The 19,687-nt window shown below is 77.4% G+C and carries 17 protein-coding genes; 8 read left to right on the top strand and 9 right to left on the bottom strand.

The genetic code is table 11. From position 1 onward, the window contains the following. Window positions 1-128 precede the first annotated feature (128 nt). Window positions 129-626, bottom strand: coding sequence for a thioesterase family protein (locus tag HPC71_RS10155; protein WP_154611677.1), 498 nt, complete (start codon window positions 624-626; stop codon window positions 129-131). Window positions 627-706: 80 nt separating this feature from the next. Between HPC71_RS10155 and HPC71_RS10160 the strand changes: the two genes are divergently transcribed. From HPC71_RS10160 to HPC71_RS10175, 4 genes are read left to right on the top strand one after another with little or no spacing between them, the layout of a single operon-like run. Next, window positions 707-1,774 (top strand): PP2C family protein-serine/threonine phosphatase, encoded by a 1,068-nt coding sequence (locus HPC71_RS10160; RefSeq protein ID WP_154614399.1) that lies wholly within the window; start codon window positions 707-709, stop codon window positions 1,772-1,774. Continuing rightward, window positions 1,774-4,491: a hypothetical protein gene (locus HPC71_RS10165; RefSeq protein WP_154614398.1), complete on the top strand. Its 2,718-nt coding sequence runs from the start codon at window positions 1,774-1,776 to the stop codon at window positions 4,489-4,491. Before HPC71_RS10160 ends, HPC71_RS10165 begins: the two co-directional genes overlap by 1 nt. Next, window positions 4,481-5,323 carry an ABC transporter ATP-binding protein gene (locus HPC71_RS10170; protein WP_154614397.1) on the top strand — a complete coding sequence of 281 codons (843 nt, stop codon included), beginning with the start codon at window positions 4,481-4,483 and terminating at the stop codon, window positions 5,321-5,323. Before HPC71_RS10165 ends, HPC71_RS10170 begins: the two co-directional genes overlap by 11 nt. Then, entirely contained in the window at window positions 5,320-5,958 is a 639-nt protein-coding gene (locus HPC71_RS10175) for an ABC transporter ATP-binding protein (protein ID WP_154614396.1), read from the top strand. Before HPC71_RS10170 ends, HPC71_RS10175 begins: the two co-directional genes overlap by 4 nt. A 20-nt stretch (window positions 5,959-5,978) precedes the next feature. Here HPC71_RS10175 and HPC71_RS10180 read toward each other — a convergent pair whose 3' ends face one another. The 3 genes from HPC71_RS10180 to HPC71_RS10190 are packed head-to-tail and all read right to left on the bottom strand — an operon-like array spanning window position 5,979 to window position 9,236. Beyond that, complete coding sequence (locus HPC71_RS10180) at window positions 5,979-7,364, bottom strand: hypothetical protein (RefSeq protein ID WP_154614395.1); 1,386 nt, start codon at window positions 7,362-7,364, stop codon at window positions 5,979-5,981. A gap of 40 nt (window positions 7,365-7,404) precedes the next feature. Further along, window positions 7,405-8,256, bottom strand: coding sequence for an ABC transporter permease (locus tag HPC71_RS10185; protein ID WP_154614394.1), 852 nt, complete (start codon window positions 8,254-8,256; stop codon window positions 7,405-7,407). After that, entirely contained in the window at window positions 8,253-9,236 is a 984-nt protein-coding gene (locus HPC71_RS10190; RefSeq protein WP_171896651.1) for an ATP-binding cassette domain-containing protein, read from the bottom strand. Before HPC71_RS10190 ends, HPC71_RS10185 begins: the two co-directional genes overlap by 4 nt. 22 nt (window positions 9,237-9,258) lie before the next feature. On the opposite strand from HPC71_RS10190, the gene HPC71_RS10195 reads away from it, so the two are divergent. After that, complete coding sequence (locus tag HPC71_RS10195) at window positions 9,259-10,539, top strand: glycosyltransferase (protein WP_171896652.1); 1,281 nt, start codon at window positions 9,259-9,261, stop codon at window positions 10,537-10,539. A gap of 26 nt (window positions 10,540-10,565) precedes the next feature. Here HPC71_RS10195 and HPC71_RS10200 read toward each other — a convergent pair whose 3' ends face one another. Continuing rightward, a complete protein-coding gene (locus HPC71_RS10200; RefSeq protein ID WP_154614393.1) occupies window positions 10,566-12,023 on the bottom strand; it encodes a hypothetical protein in 1,458 nt (485 codons plus the stop codon). A 149-nt stretch (window positions 12,024-12,172) separates the two neighbouring features. On the opposite strand from HPC71_RS10200, the gene HPC71_RS10205 reads away from it, so the two are divergent. Genes HPC71_RS10205 through HPC71_RS10215 form a run of 3 tightly spaced genes read left to right on the top strand, consistent with a single transcriptional unit; the run spans window position 12,173 to window position 16,414 of the window. Then, a complete protein-coding gene (locus HPC71_RS10205) occupies window positions 12,173-13,582 on the top strand; it encodes a condensation domain-containing protein (RefSeq protein ID WP_171896653.1) in 1,410 nt (469 codons plus the stop codon). Then, window positions 13,579-15,072 (top strand): condensation domain-containing protein, encoded by a 1,494-nt coding sequence (locus HPC71_RS10210; RefSeq protein ID WP_154614391.1) that lies wholly within the window; start codon window positions 13,579-13,581, stop codon window positions 15,070-15,072. Before HPC71_RS10205 ends, HPC71_RS10210 begins: the two co-directional genes overlap by 4 nt. Next, window positions 15,053-16,414, top strand: coding sequence for a condensation domain-containing protein (locus tag HPC71_RS10215; protein WP_154614390.1), 1,362 nt, complete (start codon window positions 15,053-15,055; stop codon window positions 16,412-16,414). The genes HPC71_RS10210 and HPC71_RS10215 overlap by 20 nt, the downstream gene beginning before the upstream one ends. Here the strand turns inward: HPC71_RS10215 and HPC71_RS10220 are convergent. Genes HPC71_RS10220 through HPC71_RS10235 form a run of 4 tightly spaced genes read right to left on the bottom strand, consistent with a single transcriptional unit; the run spans window position 16,389 to window position 19,626 of the window. Continuing rightward, window positions 16,389-17,378, bottom strand: a complete 990-nt coding sequence (locus HPC71_RS10220) for an ABC transporter ATP-binding protein (RefSeq protein ID WP_154614389.1) — start codon at window positions 17,376-17,378, stop codon at window positions 16,389-16,391. The two genes, HPC71_RS10215 and HPC71_RS10220, sit on opposite strands and share 26 nt — an antisense overlap. 1 nt (window position 17,379) lies before the next feature. Then, window positions 17,380-18,201 (bottom strand): ABC transporter permease, encoded by an 822-nt coding sequence (locus HPC71_RS10225; protein ID WP_253943984.1) that lies wholly within the window; start codon window positions 18,199-18,201, stop codon window positions 17,380-17,382. After that, entirely contained in the window at window positions 18,194-18,994 is an 801-nt protein-coding gene (locus HPC71_RS10230; protein ID WP_171896654.1) for an ABC transporter permease, read from the bottom strand. The genes HPC71_RS10225 and HPC71_RS10230 overlap by 8 nt, the downstream gene beginning before the upstream one ends. Next, complete coding sequence (locus HPC71_RS10235) at window positions 18,991-19,626, bottom strand: DUF2238 domain-containing protein (protein WP_216656586.1); 636 nt, start codon at window positions 19,624-19,626, stop codon at window positions 18,991-18,993. Before HPC71_RS10235 ends, HPC71_RS10230 begins: the two co-directional genes overlap by 4 nt. Window positions 19,627-19,687 lie beyond the last annotated feature (61 nt).

A 19,687-nucleotide genomic window follows, 5' to 3' on the forward strand; every position in this document is an offset into this window, starting at 1 on the left:
TCAGGGTGGGGGCCCGAGAGCCCACCGGGTTGCTCGCGAACCTAGTGACCACCTGACGGAGGCGACAAGCACCTCTTCGGCGCGCCCCCGCGACCCGCCGGGCCGGCGGGGGCGCGCACGACCGCGGATCAGCGCAGGCCGAGGCAGCCCGAGACGTCGGGCTCCCAGGGGAGCTCGGCGTGCTCGGCGATGCGGCGGTCCAGGGCGGCGGCGACGTCCTCGGGCCACGGCGCGGTACGCCGCGTGGTCATGTCGATGTGGAGGAAGACCTCCTCCATCACGTAGCTGAGCCGCTGGTGGGTGTCGTCGAGCAGGTGCACCAGCGCGTGGGCGGCGCGCTCGGAGCGGCCGATGAGGCGCACGCGCGCGGACATCAGGTCGCCGGTGCGGAGCTCGGCGAGGTAGGTGAGGTGGTGCTCGGCGGAGAAGCAGGCGTGGCCGAGGGCCGGCCAGTTCTGCGGGATCCCGAGGTCGACGAGCGACTCGTCGAGCCCCTCACTGGCGATGCCGGTGTAGTGGCGCACGTTGAGGTGCCCGTTGACGTCCTCGAAGGCGACCGGGACCGGCTGCTGGGCGTAGGCGGGCAGGGTGGTCAGCTGCTCGTAGCTGGGGCGTGGGGTGCTCACGGCACGCGACCCTAGCGGCCGCGTCGACCGGCGCGGTCGAAGCGCCACGGGCGGGCGCGAGCGGCACTACTGTTCCGCGCGTGAGCCTGCCCGCGACCTTCGTGCGCGAGTGGCGTTCGGGCTCCTGGGACAGCCAGCGACGGGTGCTGGTGCTCTTGTGCGTGGGCGTGCTCCTCGCCGGCCTCGTGTCGTGGACCGACTACCAGAAGCTCCCGGCGACGACGTACTTCGTGTGGCTGCTGCTCGGCATGCTCACCCTCCGCTTCGAGGCGCTGCTGCCGCTGACCGGGCTCGTCCTCGTCGTCGGGCTGGGCGCGATGGTGCGCGCCGGCCCGCTGACCTCCTCCCGCGCCGCGGTCGCCGCGACGCTGCTGGCCTCGGCCGCGCTGATCCTCTACCAGTCCAGCCGCCAGCGCAGCGGCCTGCCCGGACCCCTGAGCGAGGCGCTGCTCGCCGAGCTCAAGGCACGCCTGCAGGCCCAGGGCACGGTCCCGGCGCTGCCGGCCGGCTGGACCGCGCAGAGCGCGATGATCGCCTCCCACGGCGCCGACTACGCCGGCGACTTCCTCGTCGCCGCCCTCAGCGACGACGAGCGCCGGTTGGAGATGGTGCTCGTCGACGTCTGCGGCAAGGGGGTGGCCGCCGGCCCCCAGGCGCTGCACTTCGCCGGCGCGCTCGACGGGCTGATCGGCGCGCTCCCGCCGCAGGAGCTGATGCGAGCGGCCAACCGCTTCCTGCTGCGCCAGCGGTCCGAGGAGTCCTTCGCGACCGCGGTGCACGTGCTGGTCGACCTCGCCGACGGCTGCTGGACGGTGACGAGCGCGGGCCACCCGCCGGCGCTGCGGTACGACGCCGCCGCGGCCACCTGGCGCCTCGACGGCGCCCGCGGCACCGCGCTCGGGGTGGTCGCCGAGCCCGAGCTGGTCTCCTCCAGCGGCACCCTCGCGCCCGGGGAGGCGCTGATGTTCTACACCGACGGCGTCGTGGAGTCCCGCGACAGCGACCTCGACGAGGGCATCGGGTGGCTCCAGCGGACCGCCCGCGAGGCGGTCGCCCGCGGCTTCGCCGGCGCCGCCCAGCGGGTGCTGGACCAGGTCTCTCGCGGCGACGACGACCGGGCCGTGCTGATCCTGCACCGGGCGACCTGATGGCCCGCGCGCACCGGCACCCGCTGTGGACGGCGGCGCCGGTGCGCCTGGCGCACTCGCCGGGATGGCTGGGCCTGGTCCTGCTGGCCGCCGCCCTCCTCGTCGCCTCGGTGGTGGCCCCCGGGCTCTTCGCCACCAGCGCCCGCACCGCGGCGCTCGACGCCGGGCTCGAGGCGGCCGCCGCGGAGCCCGCGCCGGGCGCGTCCGCCGACCTGCGCGCCACCTGGACCGGCGTGCTCCCGGCGACGGCCCAGGACGTGGTGCTCGCCGAGCTGGACGACCTGCCCGGGTACGCCGCGCCCGCGCTCGGCGCCACCGCCACCGCCCAGGACCGCCGGCTCCGCGCGCTCGTGCGGGCGGGGGAGAGCACCACCGGTGGGGCGCTGTTCTTCCACGACGGCGTCGTGGAGGCCCTCGGCGGCGACGCCGAGGACCGCGGGGTGTGGCTGCCCACCGACGTCGCCGACCGGCTCGGCGTGAGCACCGGCGACCCGGTCCGGGTGGGCCTGGAGAGCCTCTCGGCGGGCTCCGCCCTGACCCGTACGACGCCGACGACCGTCGCCGGGACCTACGAGACCGCGCCGGGCTCGGTGCTGCCGGCGGCCGCCGCCGACCTGCCCGGCAGCGACCAGTGGGTGCTCCCGCTGGACCCGTCCCGGCCGGGCTCGGCCAGCCCGCTCGTGATCGCCGCCCCGGCGGCGTTCGCCTCGCTCGCCCGGGCGATCGACGAGGAGCCGCTCTACGCCGCCGACCTCGCGGTCGCCCCCGACCTCGACCCCGCGACCGCCGACGCCGCCGTGGCCGCGGTGCAGCGGATCGCGGTCGAGGCCTTCGACGACTCCTCCGAGCTCGCCGCGGCCACCGACCGGGCCTCGCCGCTGCCGACCCGTCTGGAGCTGGCCACCGGCCTGCCCGACGTCGTGGACGAGGCCGGCTCCGCCGCGCTGAGCGCCGAGCGCCAGGTCGGCCCGTACGCCGCCGCCGGCCAGGTCCTCGCCGCCGCGCTGCTCGTGACCGCCTGGGTGCTCGTCGGGCGCAGCCGGCGCCGCGAGGGCGCCCTCGCCGCCGGTCTCGGCGTCCACCCGCTCGCCGTCGCCGGCCTGACCGTCCTGGAGCTGGTGCCGGTCGCCGTGCTGGCGGCGCCGGTCGGGGTCGGCCTGGCGCTCCTGGCGATCGCGGTCGCCGGCCCACCGGCCGCGCTCGGCGCCGGCGACCTGGTCACCGGCGACCGGGTGCGCGCCGGCGTGGGCGCCGGGCTGGTCCTGGTCCTGCCCGCGGTCGTGGCGCTGGTCGGGGCGGTCCGCGCCGAGCGGAGCGCTCCGGGCCGGCTGGGCGCCCGGGTGCGCGCGGTGCCGTGGGAGCTGCTGGTGCTGGTCGCGACCGCGGCCGTCCTCGCCGGCGTGCTCTCCCTGGACCCCGCCCGCCGGGCGGACTCGCCGCTGACCACCGTGCTGCCCCTGCTGCTGGCCGCCTGCGCTGCGGCCGTCGTCGTCCGGGTCGCCCCGTTGGTTCGGCTGCCGGGCGCCCGGCCCGGCAGCCCGCGGTGGCTGGCCACCCGCCGTGCCGCCGGGCTCGGGCGCGGCGAGCGGGCGCTGACCGCGGTGCTGGCGGTGACCCTCGGCCTGTTCGCCTACACCCTCACCGTCCAGCGCGGCCTGGTCGACGGCGCGGACGACAAGGTCGCGGCCCTCGTCGGCGCGCCGTCGGTGGCGTCGGTCGGCGACGGGCTGCGCGGGAGCGGGCGCCGCGCCCTGCGGCCGCCGGTGGAGGAGTCCACGCTGGTGTGGCGCCAGCGCGTGACCCTCCCGCCGGTCTTCGGCGCCCAGGAGCTGCTGACCGTCGACCCGGCGACGTTCGCCGCCGTCGCCGACTGGGGCTCGACCGGCACGCTGGCGCCCGGCCGCGGGCTGCTGGCCCGGCTCGGCGGCACGGCCGGCGGCGTACCCGTCCTGCTCGCCGGCGACACCGACCGCGAGGTCGGCGACCGCGGCACCATGGAGGTCAACGAGGAGACCGACCTGCCCTACGTGGTCGTCGGCGTCCTCCCCGCCTTCCCCGGCTCCGAGGCCGGCACCGGCGAGGCGGCCGTCATCGCGGCCAGCAGCCGGGTCTTCCCGCTCCTCCCGCCGACCCTCGACCCCCGCGACCCGCTCGCCGTCGCCGACGTGGGGGCGTTCAGCGCCGAGGTGTGGTCGGGCGCCGCCCCCACCGACCTGCGCGAGGCGCTGCGCTCCGCCGGGCTCCCGCCGACCACGGTCGCGACCGCGGCCGGCGCGGCCGTCGGGGAGGGGCTGCTGGCCACCTCCTGGGCCGCGCAGTACGTCGTCGTGCTCGGCCTGGTCGTGCTGCTGCTCGCGCTCGCCGTGGTGCTCGCCCTCGGGCTGCGCCTGGCCGACCGGGACGCGGTCGCCGACGTGCTGCTGACCCGGATGGGCTGGCGGCCCCGGCAGCTCGAGGCGGCGCGGACCTGGGAGGTCGTGCGCGCGGTGCTGACCGCCGCGGCGGCGACCGCGCTCTCCACGACCGCGCTGCTGCTCGGCCCGAGCCTCATCGACCAGGTCGGCCAGGTGCTGCCGATCAGCCGACCCCGGCTGGGGGTCGAGGAGGTCGCGGCCGTGAGCGTCCTGGCGGCGGTGATGGTCGCCGCCGCGGCCCTGGTCGGGCTGGTCCGGGCCCGCCGCCGCACGAGCGCGGAGGTGCTGCGCGGTGAGGGCTGAACCGGTGGTCGTCGCGAGCGACCTGACCCGGGTGCACCGGTCGGCGACGGGGGAGACCTACGCCCTGCGCGGCGTCGACCTCACCGTCGAGGCCGGCACGCTCACCGTCGTCGCCGGGCCCTCGGGCAGCGGCAAGAGCAGCCTGCTCAGCCTGCTCTCGGCGCGCGAGCGGCCCAGCGCGGGCGTGCTCGAGGTGCTCGGCAGCGACGTCGCCGGCGCGTCGGCGGGCGCGCTGCGCCGGCTGCGGCACCGGCGGATCGGCTACGTCCCGCAGCGGGCGTCCGCCGGCCTCTTCCCGCACCTCACCGCCGCCGACCACGTGCGCCAGGTCGCCGGCTGGCGCCGGGCGGGCGGCGAGTCGGACGGGAGCGGCCTCGGGGCCGAGGACGTGCTGGCCTTCGTCGGCCTCGCGGGCCGGGCCGACCACCGGCCCGCCACCATGTCCGGCGGGGAGCAGCAGCGGCTGGCCGTGGCGATGGCCCTGGTGGGCCGCCCCGCGCTGCTGGTCGCCGACGAGCCCACCGCGGAGCTCGACCACCGCAACGCCGACCGGGTGCTCGACGCGCTCGCCGCGGTCGCGACCGCCGGCAGCGCGGTCGTGGTGAGCAGCCACGACGCCCGGGTCACCGAGCGGGCCGAGCGCCTGCTGCGCCTGCACGACGGCGTGCTCTCCAGCGAGACCGAGGGGGCGCGGGAGACGGTCGCGGTCATCGACTCCGCCGGCCGGCTCCAGCTGCCGCCGGCGCTGCTCGAGCGCTTCCCCTCCCGCCGGGTCGTGGTGGAGACCGACGGCGACCACGTGCGGCTGCGCGCCCCGGAGGAGCGGTCGTGAGCGGGCTGGAGCTGCGCGGCGTCAGCCACGGGTACGGCGCCGGCAGCCGCCGCGTGTCGGTGCTCCACGACGTCTCGCTGTGCGTCGCGCCCGGTGAGCTGGTCGCGCTGCTCGGCCCGTCGGGCTCGGGCAAGACGACCGTGTGCCACCTGGCCGCCGGCTTCGAGGAGCCGGACGCCGGGACGGTCACCGTCGACGGCCGGCCGCCGGGCCCGGCCGCCGACTGGTCCCTCGTCGCGGTCGTGCCCCAGCAGCACGGCCTGGTCGTGGGGCTCGGGGTCGAGGAGAACGTGCTGCTGCCGACGTACCGCTCCGCCGGGACGGCCGTGCCGTTCGACCGCCTCGCCGACGAGCTCGACCTCGGCGCGTTCGCGCACCGGCGGGTGGGTGAGACCTCGCTGGGGGAGCAGCAGCGGGTCGCGGTCGCCCGCGGGCTGGTGCTCGCGCCGCGGGTGCTGGTGCTCGACGAGCCGACCGGTCACCAGGACGACGAGCGCGCCGAGCTGGTGACCGCCGCGCTCGCGCGGGCCGCGCGGGCCGGCAGCGCGGTGCTCGTCTCCAGCCACGACGCCCGCGTCCGCGCCGTGGCCGACCGGGTGCTGCGCCTCGAGGAGGGCCGGATCCTCGACGGATGAGGGCGTGCCCCGGGGGGCGCTCACCAGGCCTCGGCCGGCACCTCCCACCGCGCGAACGCCTCGAGCACAGTGCCCCGCAGGCGCGCGGGGCCGTCGGGGCCGGGGACCAGGTCGGGGTCCAGGCACACCAGCGACAGCGTCGCCCGGTCGCCGTGCCGCGACCACCAGCTGCTCAGCCCGCCGCGGGTGCGGCGCATCTGGCCGCGGGTGACCCCGGGGGTGACCGAGCGCATCATCACCGAGCTGGGCCGGGCGCCCAGGGGCGCGGCGTACTCCTCCGCGAGCTCGCCGAGGTTGGAGGCCAGGCACAGGGGCGCGGCGTTGTCGCGGGCCAGCCGGGCCACGGCGCGGTCGGGCAGCACCTGGAGCAGCGGCTTGAGCGGCTCGAGCGGGTCGTGCCGGGTGCCGGCGGCGCGGGAGGCCAGCTCGACCCGGGTCGCGTCCCGCACGGCGGCGAGGTCGGTGACCCGGCCGACCCCGTCGACCAGGGTGGTCGGCACGGCGACCGAGACCCCGGAGGTGGCGTTGGAGCGCAGGTCGGCCGCGCCCTCGCGGAGGTTGACCGGCACGGCCGCCCGGACCGGCCGGCCCGCCTCGACGCGGCCGGTCGCGAGCAGCACCTCGACGGTGAGCGCGATCAGCAGGGTGTTGGCGCTGCCGCCGTGTCGCCGCGCGGCGGCCTCCCACGCCTCGGCGGGGCAGTCCACGACCACGGTCGGGACGACGTACGTCGCCTCGTCGCCGGGCGCGGGCCGGCGCGGCGGGGTGTCCTCGGAGCGCTGGGCGCCCTCCAGCGGGGTCGCCGGCCGCGGCGACCGGGACCGCCGGACCGCCGTGGCCACGCCCCGGGCCGCCCGGCCGACCTGCGCCGCCGCGTCCCGGAGGTCGTCGCGGCGGGTGGTCTCCAGGGCCGCGAGGTCGTCGACGGGCAGCCGCGGCACGGTCTCCCCGCGCACCGCCTCGACGATCGCGCCGAGGTGCGCGCCGCCGTCGGCCACGACGTGGGAGGTGAGGAAGGACAGCACCGTCCCGCCGTCGGCGGTGGTCGCGGCGCGCAGCGCCCAGCCCGGCCCGCCGACCGGGTCGAGGTCGGTGCCGGCGACGGCCGCGTCGGCCCAGGCGAGCACCGCGTCGGGGGCGACGGGTGCCTCGTCGACCACGAGCGGCGCGACGACGCCCGAGCGGACCCAGCGCGGCCGGGCGCCGGGCACCCGCGGCGGCACCGCCACCCGGGCCAGCCGGCCCCGGGCGAGGTGGCGGTGCAGGGCCGCGAGCCGGTCGCGGTCCAGCGGGGCCGGCACGCGCCAGATCGTCTGGTTGACGACCGGCACCCCGAGGACCCGCCGGGTGCGCAGGAACAGGTCGTCGTCGTAGGTCAGCCGGTTCGCGGCGGCGGGAGCGGGCACGGGGTCCTCTCGGTGGGGGAAGCGGGGGACGGGCGGAGGGTCACTCGGTGCGGACGTAGGCGCGGACGGTCAGCGGGGCCATCACGGCCAGCACGACTCCGGCGCCGAGGAGCGACCAGCCGACCGGTCCGGCGGCGGGGTCGCCGGCCGCGAGGGCACGAACCGCGGAGACCATGTGGGTGATCGGGTTGACCTCGGCGATCGCCCGCATCCAGCCGGGCATGGTCTCGACCGGCACCAGCGCGTTGGACATGAACGACAGCGGCATCAGCACGAGCATCGAGGCCCCCTGCACGGCCGAGGCGCTGCGCATCACCATGCCGAGGAAGGCGAAGACCCAGCTCAGCGCGAACGCGCAGACCACGACGAGCAGGCCGCCGAGCGCGAGCCCGGCCCAGCTCTGGGGCCGGTAGCCCATGGCCGCGCCGACGAGCACGGTGATGCCCACGGCGACGACGTACCGCACCACGTCGGCGAGGAGGGAGCCCGCGAGCGGCGCGGTCCGGGCGATCGGCAGCGACCGGAACCGGTCGAAGACGCCGCGGTCGCGGTCGTCGCGCAGCTGCACGCCGGTGACCACCGAGGCGGTCACCGCGATCTGGACGAGGACGCCGGGGACGAGGCGGGGGAGGTACTCGTCGATCCCGCCGGCCACCGCCCCGCCGAAGACGTTGGCGAACATCACCGTCGCCACCACCGGCAGCGCGACGACGTCGAAGAGCCGCTGCGGGTCGTGGCGGATGCGGAGCAGGCCGCGGTAGGCCATGGTCAGCGCCTGCGAGGTCGCCGCGGCCGGGCCGGTCCGGTGGCCGCCGGCCGCGCCGCCTGCGCCGCCCCGGGCGACGGCCCGGTGGGTCGCGCGGTGGCTCGGCCGGGTGCTGGTGGCGCTCATGCGACGTCCTCCTCGGCGCCCGATTCCGCGGGGCCCGTCCGGTCGGGGCCCTGGCCGGTCAGCGCCAGGAAGACGTCGTCGAGGGAGGGCCGCTGCACGGCGATCTCGGCCACCTCGATCCCTCGCTCGCGCAGCGCGACGACGAGGTCGCCGCTGACCGCGGGGGAGCGCACCGCGCCGACCAGCCCGTCGGCCCCGACCGGCGAGGGGTCCGCCCCGGTGAGGGCGGCCAGGACGGTGGCAGCCTCGGTACGCCGCTCGGCCGGGACGCGCACGTGGAGCCGGGCGTCGCCGACCGAGGCCTTGAGCGCGTCTGCGGTGCCGTCCGCGACGACCCGGCCGCGGTCGACGACCGCGACCCGGTCGGCGAGCTGGTCGGCCTCCTCGAGGTACTGCGTGGTCAGCAGCACCGAGCTGCCCTGGGCCACCAGGCCTCGGACGGTCTCCCACATCTGGGCGCGGGTGCGCGGGTCCAGGCCGGTCGTCGGCTCGTCGAGGAAGATCACCGGCGGGCGCGCGACCAGGCTCGCGGCGATGTCGAGCCGGCGGCGCATGCCCCCGGAGAACGACGACACCGGTCGCCGCGCGGCCTCGGCCAGGCCGAACTCCTCCAGCAGCTCCGCGGCGCGCCGCCGCGCCGGGCGCAGGCCGAGCAGCCGGCCGATCACCACCAGGTTCTCCGTCGCGGTCAGGGCCTCGTCCAACGCGGCGTACTGCCCGGTCAGGCCGATCAGCCGGCGCACCCGGTCGGGCTCGCGGGCGACGTCGTGGCCGTGGACGAGGGCGGTGCCGGCGTCGGGGCGCAGCAGCGTGGCAAGGATCCGCACGGTGGTGGTCTTGCCCGCCCCGTTGGGGCCGAGCAGCGCGAGCACGGAGCCGGCGGGCACGTCGAGGTCGACCCCGTCGAGGGCGCGGTGCCCGCCCCAGGTCTTGACCAGGCCCCGCGCCCGGACGGCGAAGGCGGTGTCGTCAGTGGTCACGGTGGTCTCCTACGGTGGCGTCGTGCGGTTCGTCCTCGCCCTGCCGGGCAGTCGTGGTGACGTCCAACCCGCCCTGGCCGTGGCCCTGGAGCTGCGGCGACGTGGCCACGAGGTGGTGGTCGCGGTGGCCCCGGACCTCGCCGGCACGGCCCAGGCGCTCGGGCTGGACCCGGTCGCCGTCGGCCCGCGCACGCGCGCACTCCTCGGCTCGGACCTGGTGCGGCGCGACATGCGCTCGGCCTCGCCGGTGCGCCGGTTCCGCGCCCTGCGCGCCGTCGCGGCGCACGGGTGGGACGAGTGGCGCTCCGCCCTGGTGCCGCTGGTCGGCCGCGACGACGTCGTGGTGACGGGGCTGCTGGGCCAGGAGGTCGCCGCGGCGGTGACCGAGCGGGCGGGCGCCGGGTTCGCTGCGCTGCACTACTGCCCGGTGCGCCCCTCCGGTGCGGTGCCGCTCGTGCCGCGCGGCGGGCATCGGGTCCAGCGTGCCGCGTGGTCGCTGGGGGAGCGCTTGCGGTGGGACCTGACCCGCGCCGCCGAGCGCGAGCAGCGCGCCGCGCTCGGCCTCGCCGCCCCGCGGGTGCACCTGCCCGACCGGTTGCGCGACCGCGGGGCCCTGGAGGTGCAGGCCTACGACCCGCTCCTCGTCCCCGGCGTCGCCGAGGAGTGGGGCGCCCGCCGCCCGCTCGTCGGCTTCCTCGACCTGGCGCCGGCCGACCGGGTCGGGCTCGGGCCTGGCGTCGGCGACGGACCGGATGACGACTCCGAGGGCGACCCCGAGGGCGGGCTCGAGGGCTGGCTCGCCGCCGGCCCCGCGCCGGTGTACGTCGGCCTCGGCAGCATGCCGGTGCCCGACCCCGCCGCCCTCGTCGCGACGCTCACCCGCGCCGCTGCGGACCTCGGTGTCCGCGTGCTGATGAGCTCCGGCTGGAGCGACCCCGCGACGTCGGCCTCCGACGACGTGCGGGTCGTCGGCCCGGTCGACCACGCCCGGGTCCTGCCACGGTGCCGCGCGGCGGTCCACCACGGCGGCGCCGGCACCACGGCGGCCGCGCTGCGCGCCGGCCTGCCGGCGGTCGTGGCCTGGTTCAGCGCCGACCAGCCGGTCTGGGGCCGGCTGCTCGCCCGGCAGGGGGTCGGGACCGCCCTGCCGTTCCGGGAGCTCGACGCGCCCCGGCTGACCGCGGCGTTGGGTGAGGTCCTCGACGAGGGCGTCGCCCGGCGCGCCGCGGAGCTGGGCGCCCGGCTCGTCCCGCCGGCGACCGCCGTCGCGACGACGGCCGACCTGCTCGAGCGGGTCGGCTGAGCCCACTCCCGGATCCACCTCTGGGCTCACCACCGCTCCGCCCGCACGCCCCAGCGGTCCAGCTCGGCGAGCACGGCGGCGGCCAGCGCCTCGTCGTCGGCCACCCGGTCGGGATCCATGCCGGCGAAGGAGACGGTCGCCCGGCCCCCGGTGGTGCACATCCAGGCGGCGACGCCCCCGCCCGAGGCCCGCACCTCGGCCGCGCCCGCCCCGACCTGGTGGGCGATCGCGGTGACCGAGCGGGCGGGGAGGCCCGCCGCCCGGACGAACCCGTCGGGCAGCTCGCCGACGTTGGAGGCGAGCGCGGCGGCGACCGGCGGCTGCGGCAGCCGGCCGACGACGGCGTCCGGCAGCATCTGCACCAGGGCCAGCGGCACCGGCTCGGCGGCGGCGGCCGCCTGGGCCAGCCGGCGGTAGGCGTCCTTGCAGGCGGCGCGGACGGCGGTCAGGTCCAGGGCAGCGGGGTCCTCGGGGACGGCGGGGTCGGCGCTCGGGGCGGGGGAGATGCTCGCCCGGGCGATCCGGGTGGCGTTGGCCCGCAGGTCGCCGGGCTCGCGGGTGGCGACCGGCAGCGCGACCGGGATCGGTGCGTCGGTTCCGCGCAGCCGCGCGGCGACCCCGGCGACCAGCGCCACGAACCAGGTGTTCGGCGTGCCGCCGTGCCGGGCCGCGACGTCGGCGACCTCGACCGCGGACACCTCGGCGACCGCCAGCGGGGTGGTCCAGTCCACCCCGGGGTTCGCGGTCGGCGATGCCCCGGGGGCATCCGGTCGGCTCGGAGTGGGCATCGCGGCGGGCGCGGGTGCGGGCGCGCTGGACCGACTGCCGCCGCCGCGGGGAAGTCGCGCGAGGCCCCAGCGCAGGACCTCGGCGACCTGGCCGGCCGCGTCGCGGACGTCGCCGGCCAGCGCCGGCAGCAGGGCGGGCCGGGGCGGCAGGACCAGCGGCGCGGACCGCTCGCCGGCCCGGGTCGCCGCGTCGACCATCGCGCCACCGTCGGCGACGGCGTGCGAGACCACCAGCGACAGCAGCGACCCGCCGTCGGTGAGGGAGGCCGTCGCGACCGACCAGCCCCGGCCCGTGGTCGGGTCCAGGGGCACCGACCCGTGCCGGCGCAGCCAGGCCAGCGCCTCGCCCGGGGGCAGGGCGTCGGTGTGCTGGACGGCCGGCCGGTGGTCGGCGGCCGACCACCGGTCGCGGGCCGCGGGGACCAGCGCCCGGTCGACGCGGCGCGCCAGCCCGCCGGTGGCCAGCGCGTCGACGAGCGCCTCGACCGCGGCGGGCGCCAGCGCGGCGTCGTACCGCCAGGCGAGCTGGTTGTGCACCGGCGCCGCGAGGCCGCGGTGCCGCCGGAGGAACACGTCGTCGCCGAAGGAGGACCGCAGGACGGCGCCACCGTCGGCGCCGCGGGGCTGCTGGGAAGGGGTGGGAGGGGCTGGGGGACGGGTCGGGTGGGGGGTGCCAGAGGTCGTGGGGGCAGGCATCAGCCGGGCGGCCTTCCAGGTCGGTTCGGGCCTGCCAGGAGCACAGGACCCGGTGCACGCCTGTCCACCAGGGCGCCGTCCCACACCTGTCATGAGGCGTGATTCGAATCACCCTTTCGGATGGTCTGGAACTCCGAAAGGGTCGACGCGTGGAATACACCGAACTGGATGCCTATCCGCTCTCGGGAGGGCGGCTGACCACCTGGACCCCGGAAGTGGCGGCGCCCGCGTGGCGGGACGACCCGCGCGGCCTGTCCTGGGACCACGGTCAACACCTGCGGGGCGGCGAGACGGGCTCGTGGATCGGGTCCGTCCTGCGGCTGCCGGTGCGGTACGACAACGACACGGTCCGGCGGGGGTTACGCGCCTGGTTGATGCGCCACGAGGCGCTGCGCACGACCGTTCTCCCGGCCGGGGACGGATGGGCCCGCCGGACGGCGGACGCCGACGACATCGACGTCGTGCCCGTCGAGCACGGGGAGCTCCCGGCCGAGGAGGTGCGCCGGCAGATCGAGCAGTGCTTCGCCACCGTCGCGCCGGGGCGCTGGCCGCACCTGCGGGTGGCCACGGTCGATCCCGGTGACGGCGGCGGTCTCGTGCTCGCCTTCGGCGCCGACCACAGCGTGATGGACGCCTACTCCCAGCTGCTCTGGTTCGGCGAGATCGCCCTGGCGCTCGAGCGGGTCGCGGCCGGCGACGCGGAGGAGGACTGCCTCGACGACACCATCGCCAGCTATGTCGACCACAGCGCGACCGACCGGGCCACCGGCGACGCCGTCGGCCCCGACCACGCCGTCGTCGAGCGCTGGCGCACGCTGTTCGACGAGCACGGCGGGTTCCCGGCCTACCCCGACACCGACCTCGCCCGCGGCGCCGGCCCCGCCCGCCAGCACAGCACGTCGACCTGGGTCGCCACCGCGTCCGAGGCCGACCGCCTCGGCGAGGTGTGCCGCGCCGCCGGCGCCGGCACGCAGACCGGGGCGCTGGCCCTCTTCTCCCTCGCGGTGCGCCGCCTGCTGGGCGCCGAGCGGCTCTCCTACGTGCTGCCGCTGCACACCCGGCACGACCCCGGCCACGCCTCGTCGGTCGGGTGGTACGTCGGCTGCGCGCCCCTCACCGTCGACCTCGCCGGCACCACGGGGCTGACCGGGGCGCTCGCCCGGGTCGAGTCCGCGGTCCGCGCCGCCAAGCCCTGCGCCCGCATCCCGCTCCCGCGCGTCGCCGACCTGCTCGGCACCGACGACCACCCGCACCTGGTGGTCTCCTTCGTCGACACCCGGTACGTGCCCGGCTCCCGGCACTGGCCGGAGTGGGAGGCCCGCGCCCTGCGCAGCCCGGCCCACGCCGACGACGAGGTCTACCTCTGGCTGGTGCGCAGCCACCTCGGCCTGAGCGTCTCCACCCGGTTCCCCGCCACCGACGCCGCGGCCGCGGCGATGGCGCGGCTGCTCGACGCCCTGCGCGAGGGGGTCCTGGACGCGATCGAGCCCGCCGAGCCCGCCGAGCCCGCCGAGCCCGCCGGGGTCGGCGGGGTCGCCGCCGAGGCGGTGTACGCATGAGGCTCGCCGGGCTCGACACCTGGCGGCCCGCCCCGGGCCGGCTGGTCCGGATCGCGCCGACCCCCGCGTCGGCCGCTGCCGCGGCGGCGGCACCGGTCCACGCCGGCCCGCCGTCGTACCTCCAGGCCGACCACCTGCGCGCCTACGCCGCCCTCGCCGCGCGCGGCGGCACCCACCGGGCGTGGACCGGCGTGGCGACGACCCTCGACGGGCCCCTCGAGGCCGCGGCGCTGTGCCGCGCGCTCGAGCGGTTCCTGGCCCGCCACGAGGGCATGCGGACCTGGTTCGACCTCGGCGGCGTCCCAGACGGCGGCGCACCCGTCCGGCACCTGGTCCCGGCCGCGGACGTCGCGCTGGAGGCCCAGCCGCTCGAGGGCCCCGCCGGCGACGGCTCGGCCGGAGACGAGGAGTGGCAGGACGCGGTGCACCGGTTGCTGGTCGACCTGTTCACCGAGACCTGCCGCCCCGACGCGTGGCCCGGCTTCGCGCTGGTCGTGGTCGAGGGGCCGGACTCCTTCGGGCTGGTGTGGGCCTGCGACCACGCCTTCACCGATGCCGCCTCCCAGATCATGCTCGCCGCCGAGCTCGGGGCGCTGTACGAGGCCGAAGCGGGCCGCGGCGCCGACCCCGCGCCCGAGCCGCCGGAGCCGGCCGCGCCGTCGGAGCCGGTCGGGAGCTTCCTGGCCCACGTCGCGGCCGAGCGCGCCGCCGGCGAGGAGTACGACGCCGGGTCGCCCGAGGTCGCCGGCTGGGTCTCCTCGGTGGCGGCCCACGGCGGGCTGCTGCCCCGCTTCCCGCTCGACCTCGGGCTGGCGCCGGGGGAGACCGCGCCGGTCCGGCTGCGCTCGGCCGACCTGCTCACCGGGGCCGAGGTCGAGGCGCTCGACCGGGTCTGCGCCGCGGCCGGCGCCCGCACGACCGGCGGGGTCTTCGCCGCGCTGGGCGCGACCGAGCGGGCGCTGACCGGCGTCGACGACCAGCTGCTGCTCACCGTGCTCGGCACCCGCCGGGGCGAGCACGTGACGGCCCAGGGCTGGTACTGCACCTTCGGGCCGGTCGACTTCTCCCTGGCCGGTCTCGACGGCTTCGGCGCGGCTGCGGCGGCCGCGCAGGCCGGGTTCGAGCGCGCGAAGCGGCTCGGCCGGGCACCCGTGCCGCTCGTGCTGGAGACGCTGGTGCGCTCCGGCACGACGCCCGCGGAGTCCCTGGGCAGCCCGCAGCTGGTCTCCTTCCTCGACCTGCGCTGGTTCCCCGGCGTCGGGACGCCCGGTCACGACCGGGGCCTGCACTTCACCGGCGAGGGCCGCACCGGCAACGCCTCGATGTGGGTCAACCGCGACGCCGAGCGCCTCCACGTCGTCGCGCAGACCCCCGACACGGCCGAGGCCGCCGCGGCGGTGACCCGCTACTTCGAGGTGCTGCGCGAGGTGCTCGTCGCGGCGACGCACGACCGGCTGCTGGAGCCCGCCGGTGCACGTCACGACCGCTGACCTGTGGGACCTCGCGCCGGGCCGGGTGCTCACCTGGCACGCCGAGGTGTCCGGCCCGGCACCCGGCTCGGGCGAGGTGGTCCCGCTCTCGGTCAACCAGCGCCACCACCTCGCCGCCGCGGCGGGCGGTGAGCCGTCGGTCTGGCTGGCGGGGGCCTTCGAGGTCGACGGCCCCGTCGACGCCGAGGCCCTCGCCGGGGCGGTCGCGGACCTGCTCGCCCGCCACGACACGCTTCAGACCGCGGCCGCGGTCGTGGACGGCGCGCCGGTGGGCCGCCGGGTCGATCCCGCGAGGGTCGGCTGGCGCTGCCGCGAGGTCGCCCACCCCGCCAACCTCGAGGAGACCCGGGCACTGGTGCAGGCCGTGCTCGACGCCGGCTGCGCGCCGTTCACCTACCCCGCGTTCACCCCGGTCGCCGTCTCCCGCCCCGGCCGCTCGACGATCGTGCTCGGGCTCGACCACCTGCACGCCGACGCGTGCTCGGTCGCGGTCGTCGTCGACGAGCTCCACGAGCGGTACGTCGCCCGGCGCGACGGCCGCCCGCCGGCCCCCGCCCGCCCGGCGGCCCGCTTCACCGAGGTGGCCGCGGACGGCACCTCGCCGGTGCCGGACGACGACCCCCGCCTGGCCGCGTGGTTGGCGTTCCTGGAGCGCCGCGGCAACCGGCTGCCGACGTTCCCGCTGCCGCTGGGCCTGCCGCCGGGGGAGCGGCTGCCCCAGGCCACCCGCGTCGGTCCGCTGCTCGACCGCGAGGACACCGCCGTCCTGCGGGCCGCCGCCGTCGGCCGCGGCGTCTCGCCGTTCGCGCTGGCGCTGGCCGCCTTCGCCGGGGCGGTCGGCGACCTCGGCGGCCCCGCCGAGCTGCCCCTGTTGCTTCCCGTCAGCACGCGGCGTACCGACGCCGAGCGGCACGCGCTCGGCTGGTTCACCTCGACCGTGCCGCTCGAGGTGCGGGCCGGTGACGACCCGGTGGCCGTGGGCCGTGACCTGCGCGCGGCGGTCGGGCTCGCCGCCATCCCGCTCGAGCAGGTGCTCGCCGCCCTGCCCGCGCCGCTGGTGCGCGAGCGCGCCGACGTGTTCATGGTGTCCTGGCTGGACTACACCCGGCTGCCGGGCGCCGCCGAGGCCCGGGCGCGCAACGCCCACCACGTCTCCGCGCCGACCCTCGCCGACGACGTGCAGCTGTGGCTCTCGGCGACCCCCGACGGGGTGGCGCTGCGGGCGCGCTACCCCGACGTCCCCCTCGCGCACAGCACCGTGGCCGAGCTGACCGGCGCCTGGCGGTCGCGGCTGCGGTCCGGGCCGGCCGGGAGGGTCAGCCCCCGGCGTACAGCTCCTTGATCACGTCCTCGATCGCCGGCTCCGGCAACGACAGGTCGGCGACGTCGTAGGCCGCGGCGACGGCGGCGACCACCGGCGCGGCGCTCGCGCCGACGGGGAAGGACAGCCACTGCCGCGGCCCCTCGACCCGGTCGGTGGTAGCGCCGGGGACCTCGATCGGCGGCGCCTCGTCGACCAGGTCGACCACCAGGGTGCGGCGTGCGCCGCCGCGGGCGCGCAGCGCGTCGAGCGGCCCGTCGAGGACGAGCGTGCCGCCGTCGACGACCATCACCCGCGAGCAGAGCGCCTCGATGTCCTGCAGGTCGTGGGTGGTGAGCAGCAGCGTCGTGCCGCGCTCCTCGTTGAGCGCGCGGAGGAACTCGCGCAGCCGGCCCTTGCTCACCACGTCCAGCCCGATCGTCGGCTCGTCGAGGTAGAGGATCTCCGGGTCGTGCAGCAGCGCGGCGGTGATGTCGCCGCGCATCCGCTGACCCAGGCTCAGCTGCCGCACCGGGGTGTCGAGCAGGTCCCCGAGCGCGAGCAGCTCGACGTAGCGCTCGAGGTTGCGGCGGTACGTCGCCGGCGGGACCCGGTAGATCCGCTGGAGCAGCTCGAAGGAGTCGCGCAGCGGCAGGTCCCACCACAGGGTGGTGCGCTGGCCGAAGACGACGCCGATCCGGCGGGCCAGCTCGGTGCGCCGGCGGCTCGGCTCGAGCCCGGCGACCCGCAGGTGGCCGCTGGTCGGCACCAGGATGCCGGTGAGCATCTTGATGGTGGTCGACTTCCCGGCGCCGTTGGGGCCGATGTAGCCGACCATCTCGCCGGCGCCGATCGAGAACGTCACGTCGCGGACGGCCTCCACCTCGGTGGCCACCCGGCGCAGCCGGCCGGCCCGGCGGCGTACGACGAAGGTGCGGCGCAGGTCGCGCGCCTCGATGAGGGGCTCGCGGTGGGTCTGGGTGGGCTGGGTCTCGGGCTGGGTCATCTCAGCTCCCGGTGGACTCGTAGTGGCGGACGCCGGCGCGCCAGGCCAGGGCGGTGACGCCGCACAGCAGCAGCGCGGGGACGGGGCCGGCGAGCTGGAGCCAGTCCGGCAGGCCGAACGGGTCGTCGCGGCCGAGGAGGTAGAGGCAGGGGTACCAGTTCACGAACGCCACCGGGAGCACGAAGGTCAGGCTCTTGACCAGCTCGCCGGGGAAGAGCGTGAGGGGGTACTGCGTCAGGGTGTTGCCGCCGTAGGTGAAGGCGTTCGCGAGCTCGCTGGCGTCGGTCGTCCAGAACTGCACGCACGCGAAGATCACGAAGAGGCAGAAGAAGATCACCCCTGCGGTGAGGACCATGACGACCGCGACCACCGCCCGGGCGGCGGTCCACTCGACCGCGCCGAGCCCGTAGCCCAGCACGACGACGGCCTGCGCGATCCGCCCGAGCCGGCGCAGCTGGAACCGGTCGGCGCAGACCTGGACGATCAGCGGCACCGGCCGCACGAGCATCACGTCGAGGGCGCCGGTGCGCACGTGCTGCCCGATCTGCTCGACGCTGCCGATCAGCAGGTCGGCGACGCCGATCCCGATCCCGGTCGCGCCGTAGAGCAGCGCCACCTCGCGCAGCCCGAACCCGCCGAGGCCGTCGACGGTGCCGAAGAGGATCCACACGCCGACGAAGTCCAGGGCGGTCACGACGAACGCGCCGACCGTCATCGTCCAGAACGACGCCGGGTAGGCCAGCGATGCGCGCACCCACATCTGTGCGATCCGGGCGTAGAGGCGCACCGGCTCGAGGACCTTCGGGGGGACGGGCTCAGCCACCCTGGACCACCACCTTCCGGGTCGCCCGGGCCAGCACGAGCGAGCACAGCGCGAGCAGCGCGACCGCCCAGCCCGCCTGGAGGCCCAGCCCGCCGAGCAGCGACCAGCCCTCGCGCTGGCCCAGCCAGATGTCGGCCGGGGTCTGCAGCAGCGAGGCCCACGGCAGCACCAGCGCCACCTCGCGCAGCCCGTCGGGGAAGATCACCAGCGGCACGGCCATCCCGGAGAAGAAGGTGGCCAGCACCAGCGCCAGCAGCCGCGGCCCGATCGCGTCGAGCAGCCAGAACGCCAGGCAGGCCACCAGGAACCGGATCGCGAAGCTCACGACCACGGCCAGCGCCACGCTGACGAGCACCGCGACGACCCCGACGACGCCGCTCGGCGCGGTCAGGTCGAAGAGCAGGGCGCCGAGCAGCAGCGGCGCCAGGCCCCGGGTGAGCAGGTGGTACGCCGCGCGGCCGAGGTCCCCGGCGAGGTACCAGCCGATCAGCCCCACCGGCCGGTAGAGGTCGATGACCACGTCACCGGTGCGGATCCGCTCGGCGAGGTCCTCGGTGGTCCCGCCGCCCCACAGCGCCGTGGTCATGATCAGCGCCTGGCCCAGCCAGACGTAGGTCACCGCGTCCTGGGCGGAGTAGCCGCCGGCGCCCGGCGCGGCCGTCCACACCGCGAGGAACACGAAGCTGTGGATGATCCCGAAGACGCTGTTGGTGAAGATGCCGGCCAGCGTGGCGGCGCGGTAGGTCGAGTAGCGCCGGAAGGCCCGCCGGGCGATCGCGAGCCAGAGGCTCACGTGCGGTCGCGGCCGGAGGCGACGTACGCCGCCGGGCGGTCCTCCCGGTCCGGCGCCGGGTCCCGCCGCCCGAGGACCCGCGCGACCAGCAGCCCGGCGACGAACGCCCCGAGCGTGCCGAGCACCTCGTCGCCGAGGGTGTCCTCGTAGGCGGTGTCGGCCTCGGTGCCGTGGCGGATGAAGGTGAACCACTCGCCGACCTCCCAGCCGATGGCGAGCGCCGCGCCCAGGCCGGTGACCAGCGCGACGACCGCCCAGCGCGGCCGGACCGAGCCGCACACCAGGAGCCCGATGCCCGCGCACAGCAGCAGCCAGTTCACGAAGTGGTTGAGGTCGTCCCACCACACGACGGAGTCGTAGAGATCGAGGCTGTTGCCGGTCACGTCCACGAGGAACGGCAGCATCACCAGGGTGAACGCACCCCAGGGCGGCGCAGCGTCGGAGGTGGCGCGGCGGCGTGACCACGCCCACCAGATCAGCGGCGCCAGGAGCATCAGCAGCGGGTAGGCGACCAGCCGCGCGCCGAACGCCTTGCCCTCGAACCGGTCGATGCCCGGCACCCACTGGGCGACGGCCAGCTGCCCGACCGTCGCGAGCAGGACCAGGACCGGGACCCACCACCGCACGCGCACCGCGCCATCTTCACGGAATACCGTGGCGGAGACCGTGGTTGACACGCATAGTTCGACTTTC

The organism is Nocardioides marmotae (assembly GCF_013177455.1).
Classification (GTDB): Bacteria; Actinomycetota; Actinomycetes; order Propionibacteriales; family Nocardioidaceae; genus Nocardioides; species Nocardioides marmotae.

Coding starts and splice junctions, on each gene's coding strand:
- HPC71_RS10220 (WP_154614389.1), bottom strand. CDS start 17,378: ATGACCCAGCCCGAGACCCAGCCCACCCAGACCCACCGCGAGCCCCTC.
- HPC71_RS10200 (WP_154614393.1), bottom strand. CDS start 12,023: ATGCCTGCCCCCACGACCTCTGGCACCCCCCACCCGACCCGTCCCCCA.
- HPC71_RS10185 (WP_154614394.1), bottom strand. CDS start 8,256: ATGAGCGCCACCAGCACCCGGCCGAGCCACCGCGCGACCCACCGGGCC.
- HPC71_RS10210 (WP_154614391.1), top strand. CDS start 13,579: ATGAGGCTCGCCGGGCTCGACACCTGGCGGCCCGCCCCGGGCCGGCTG.
- HPC71_RS10165 (WP_154614398.1), top strand. CDS start 1,774: ATGGCCCGCGCGCACCGGCACCCGCTGTGGACGGCGGCGCCGGTGCGC.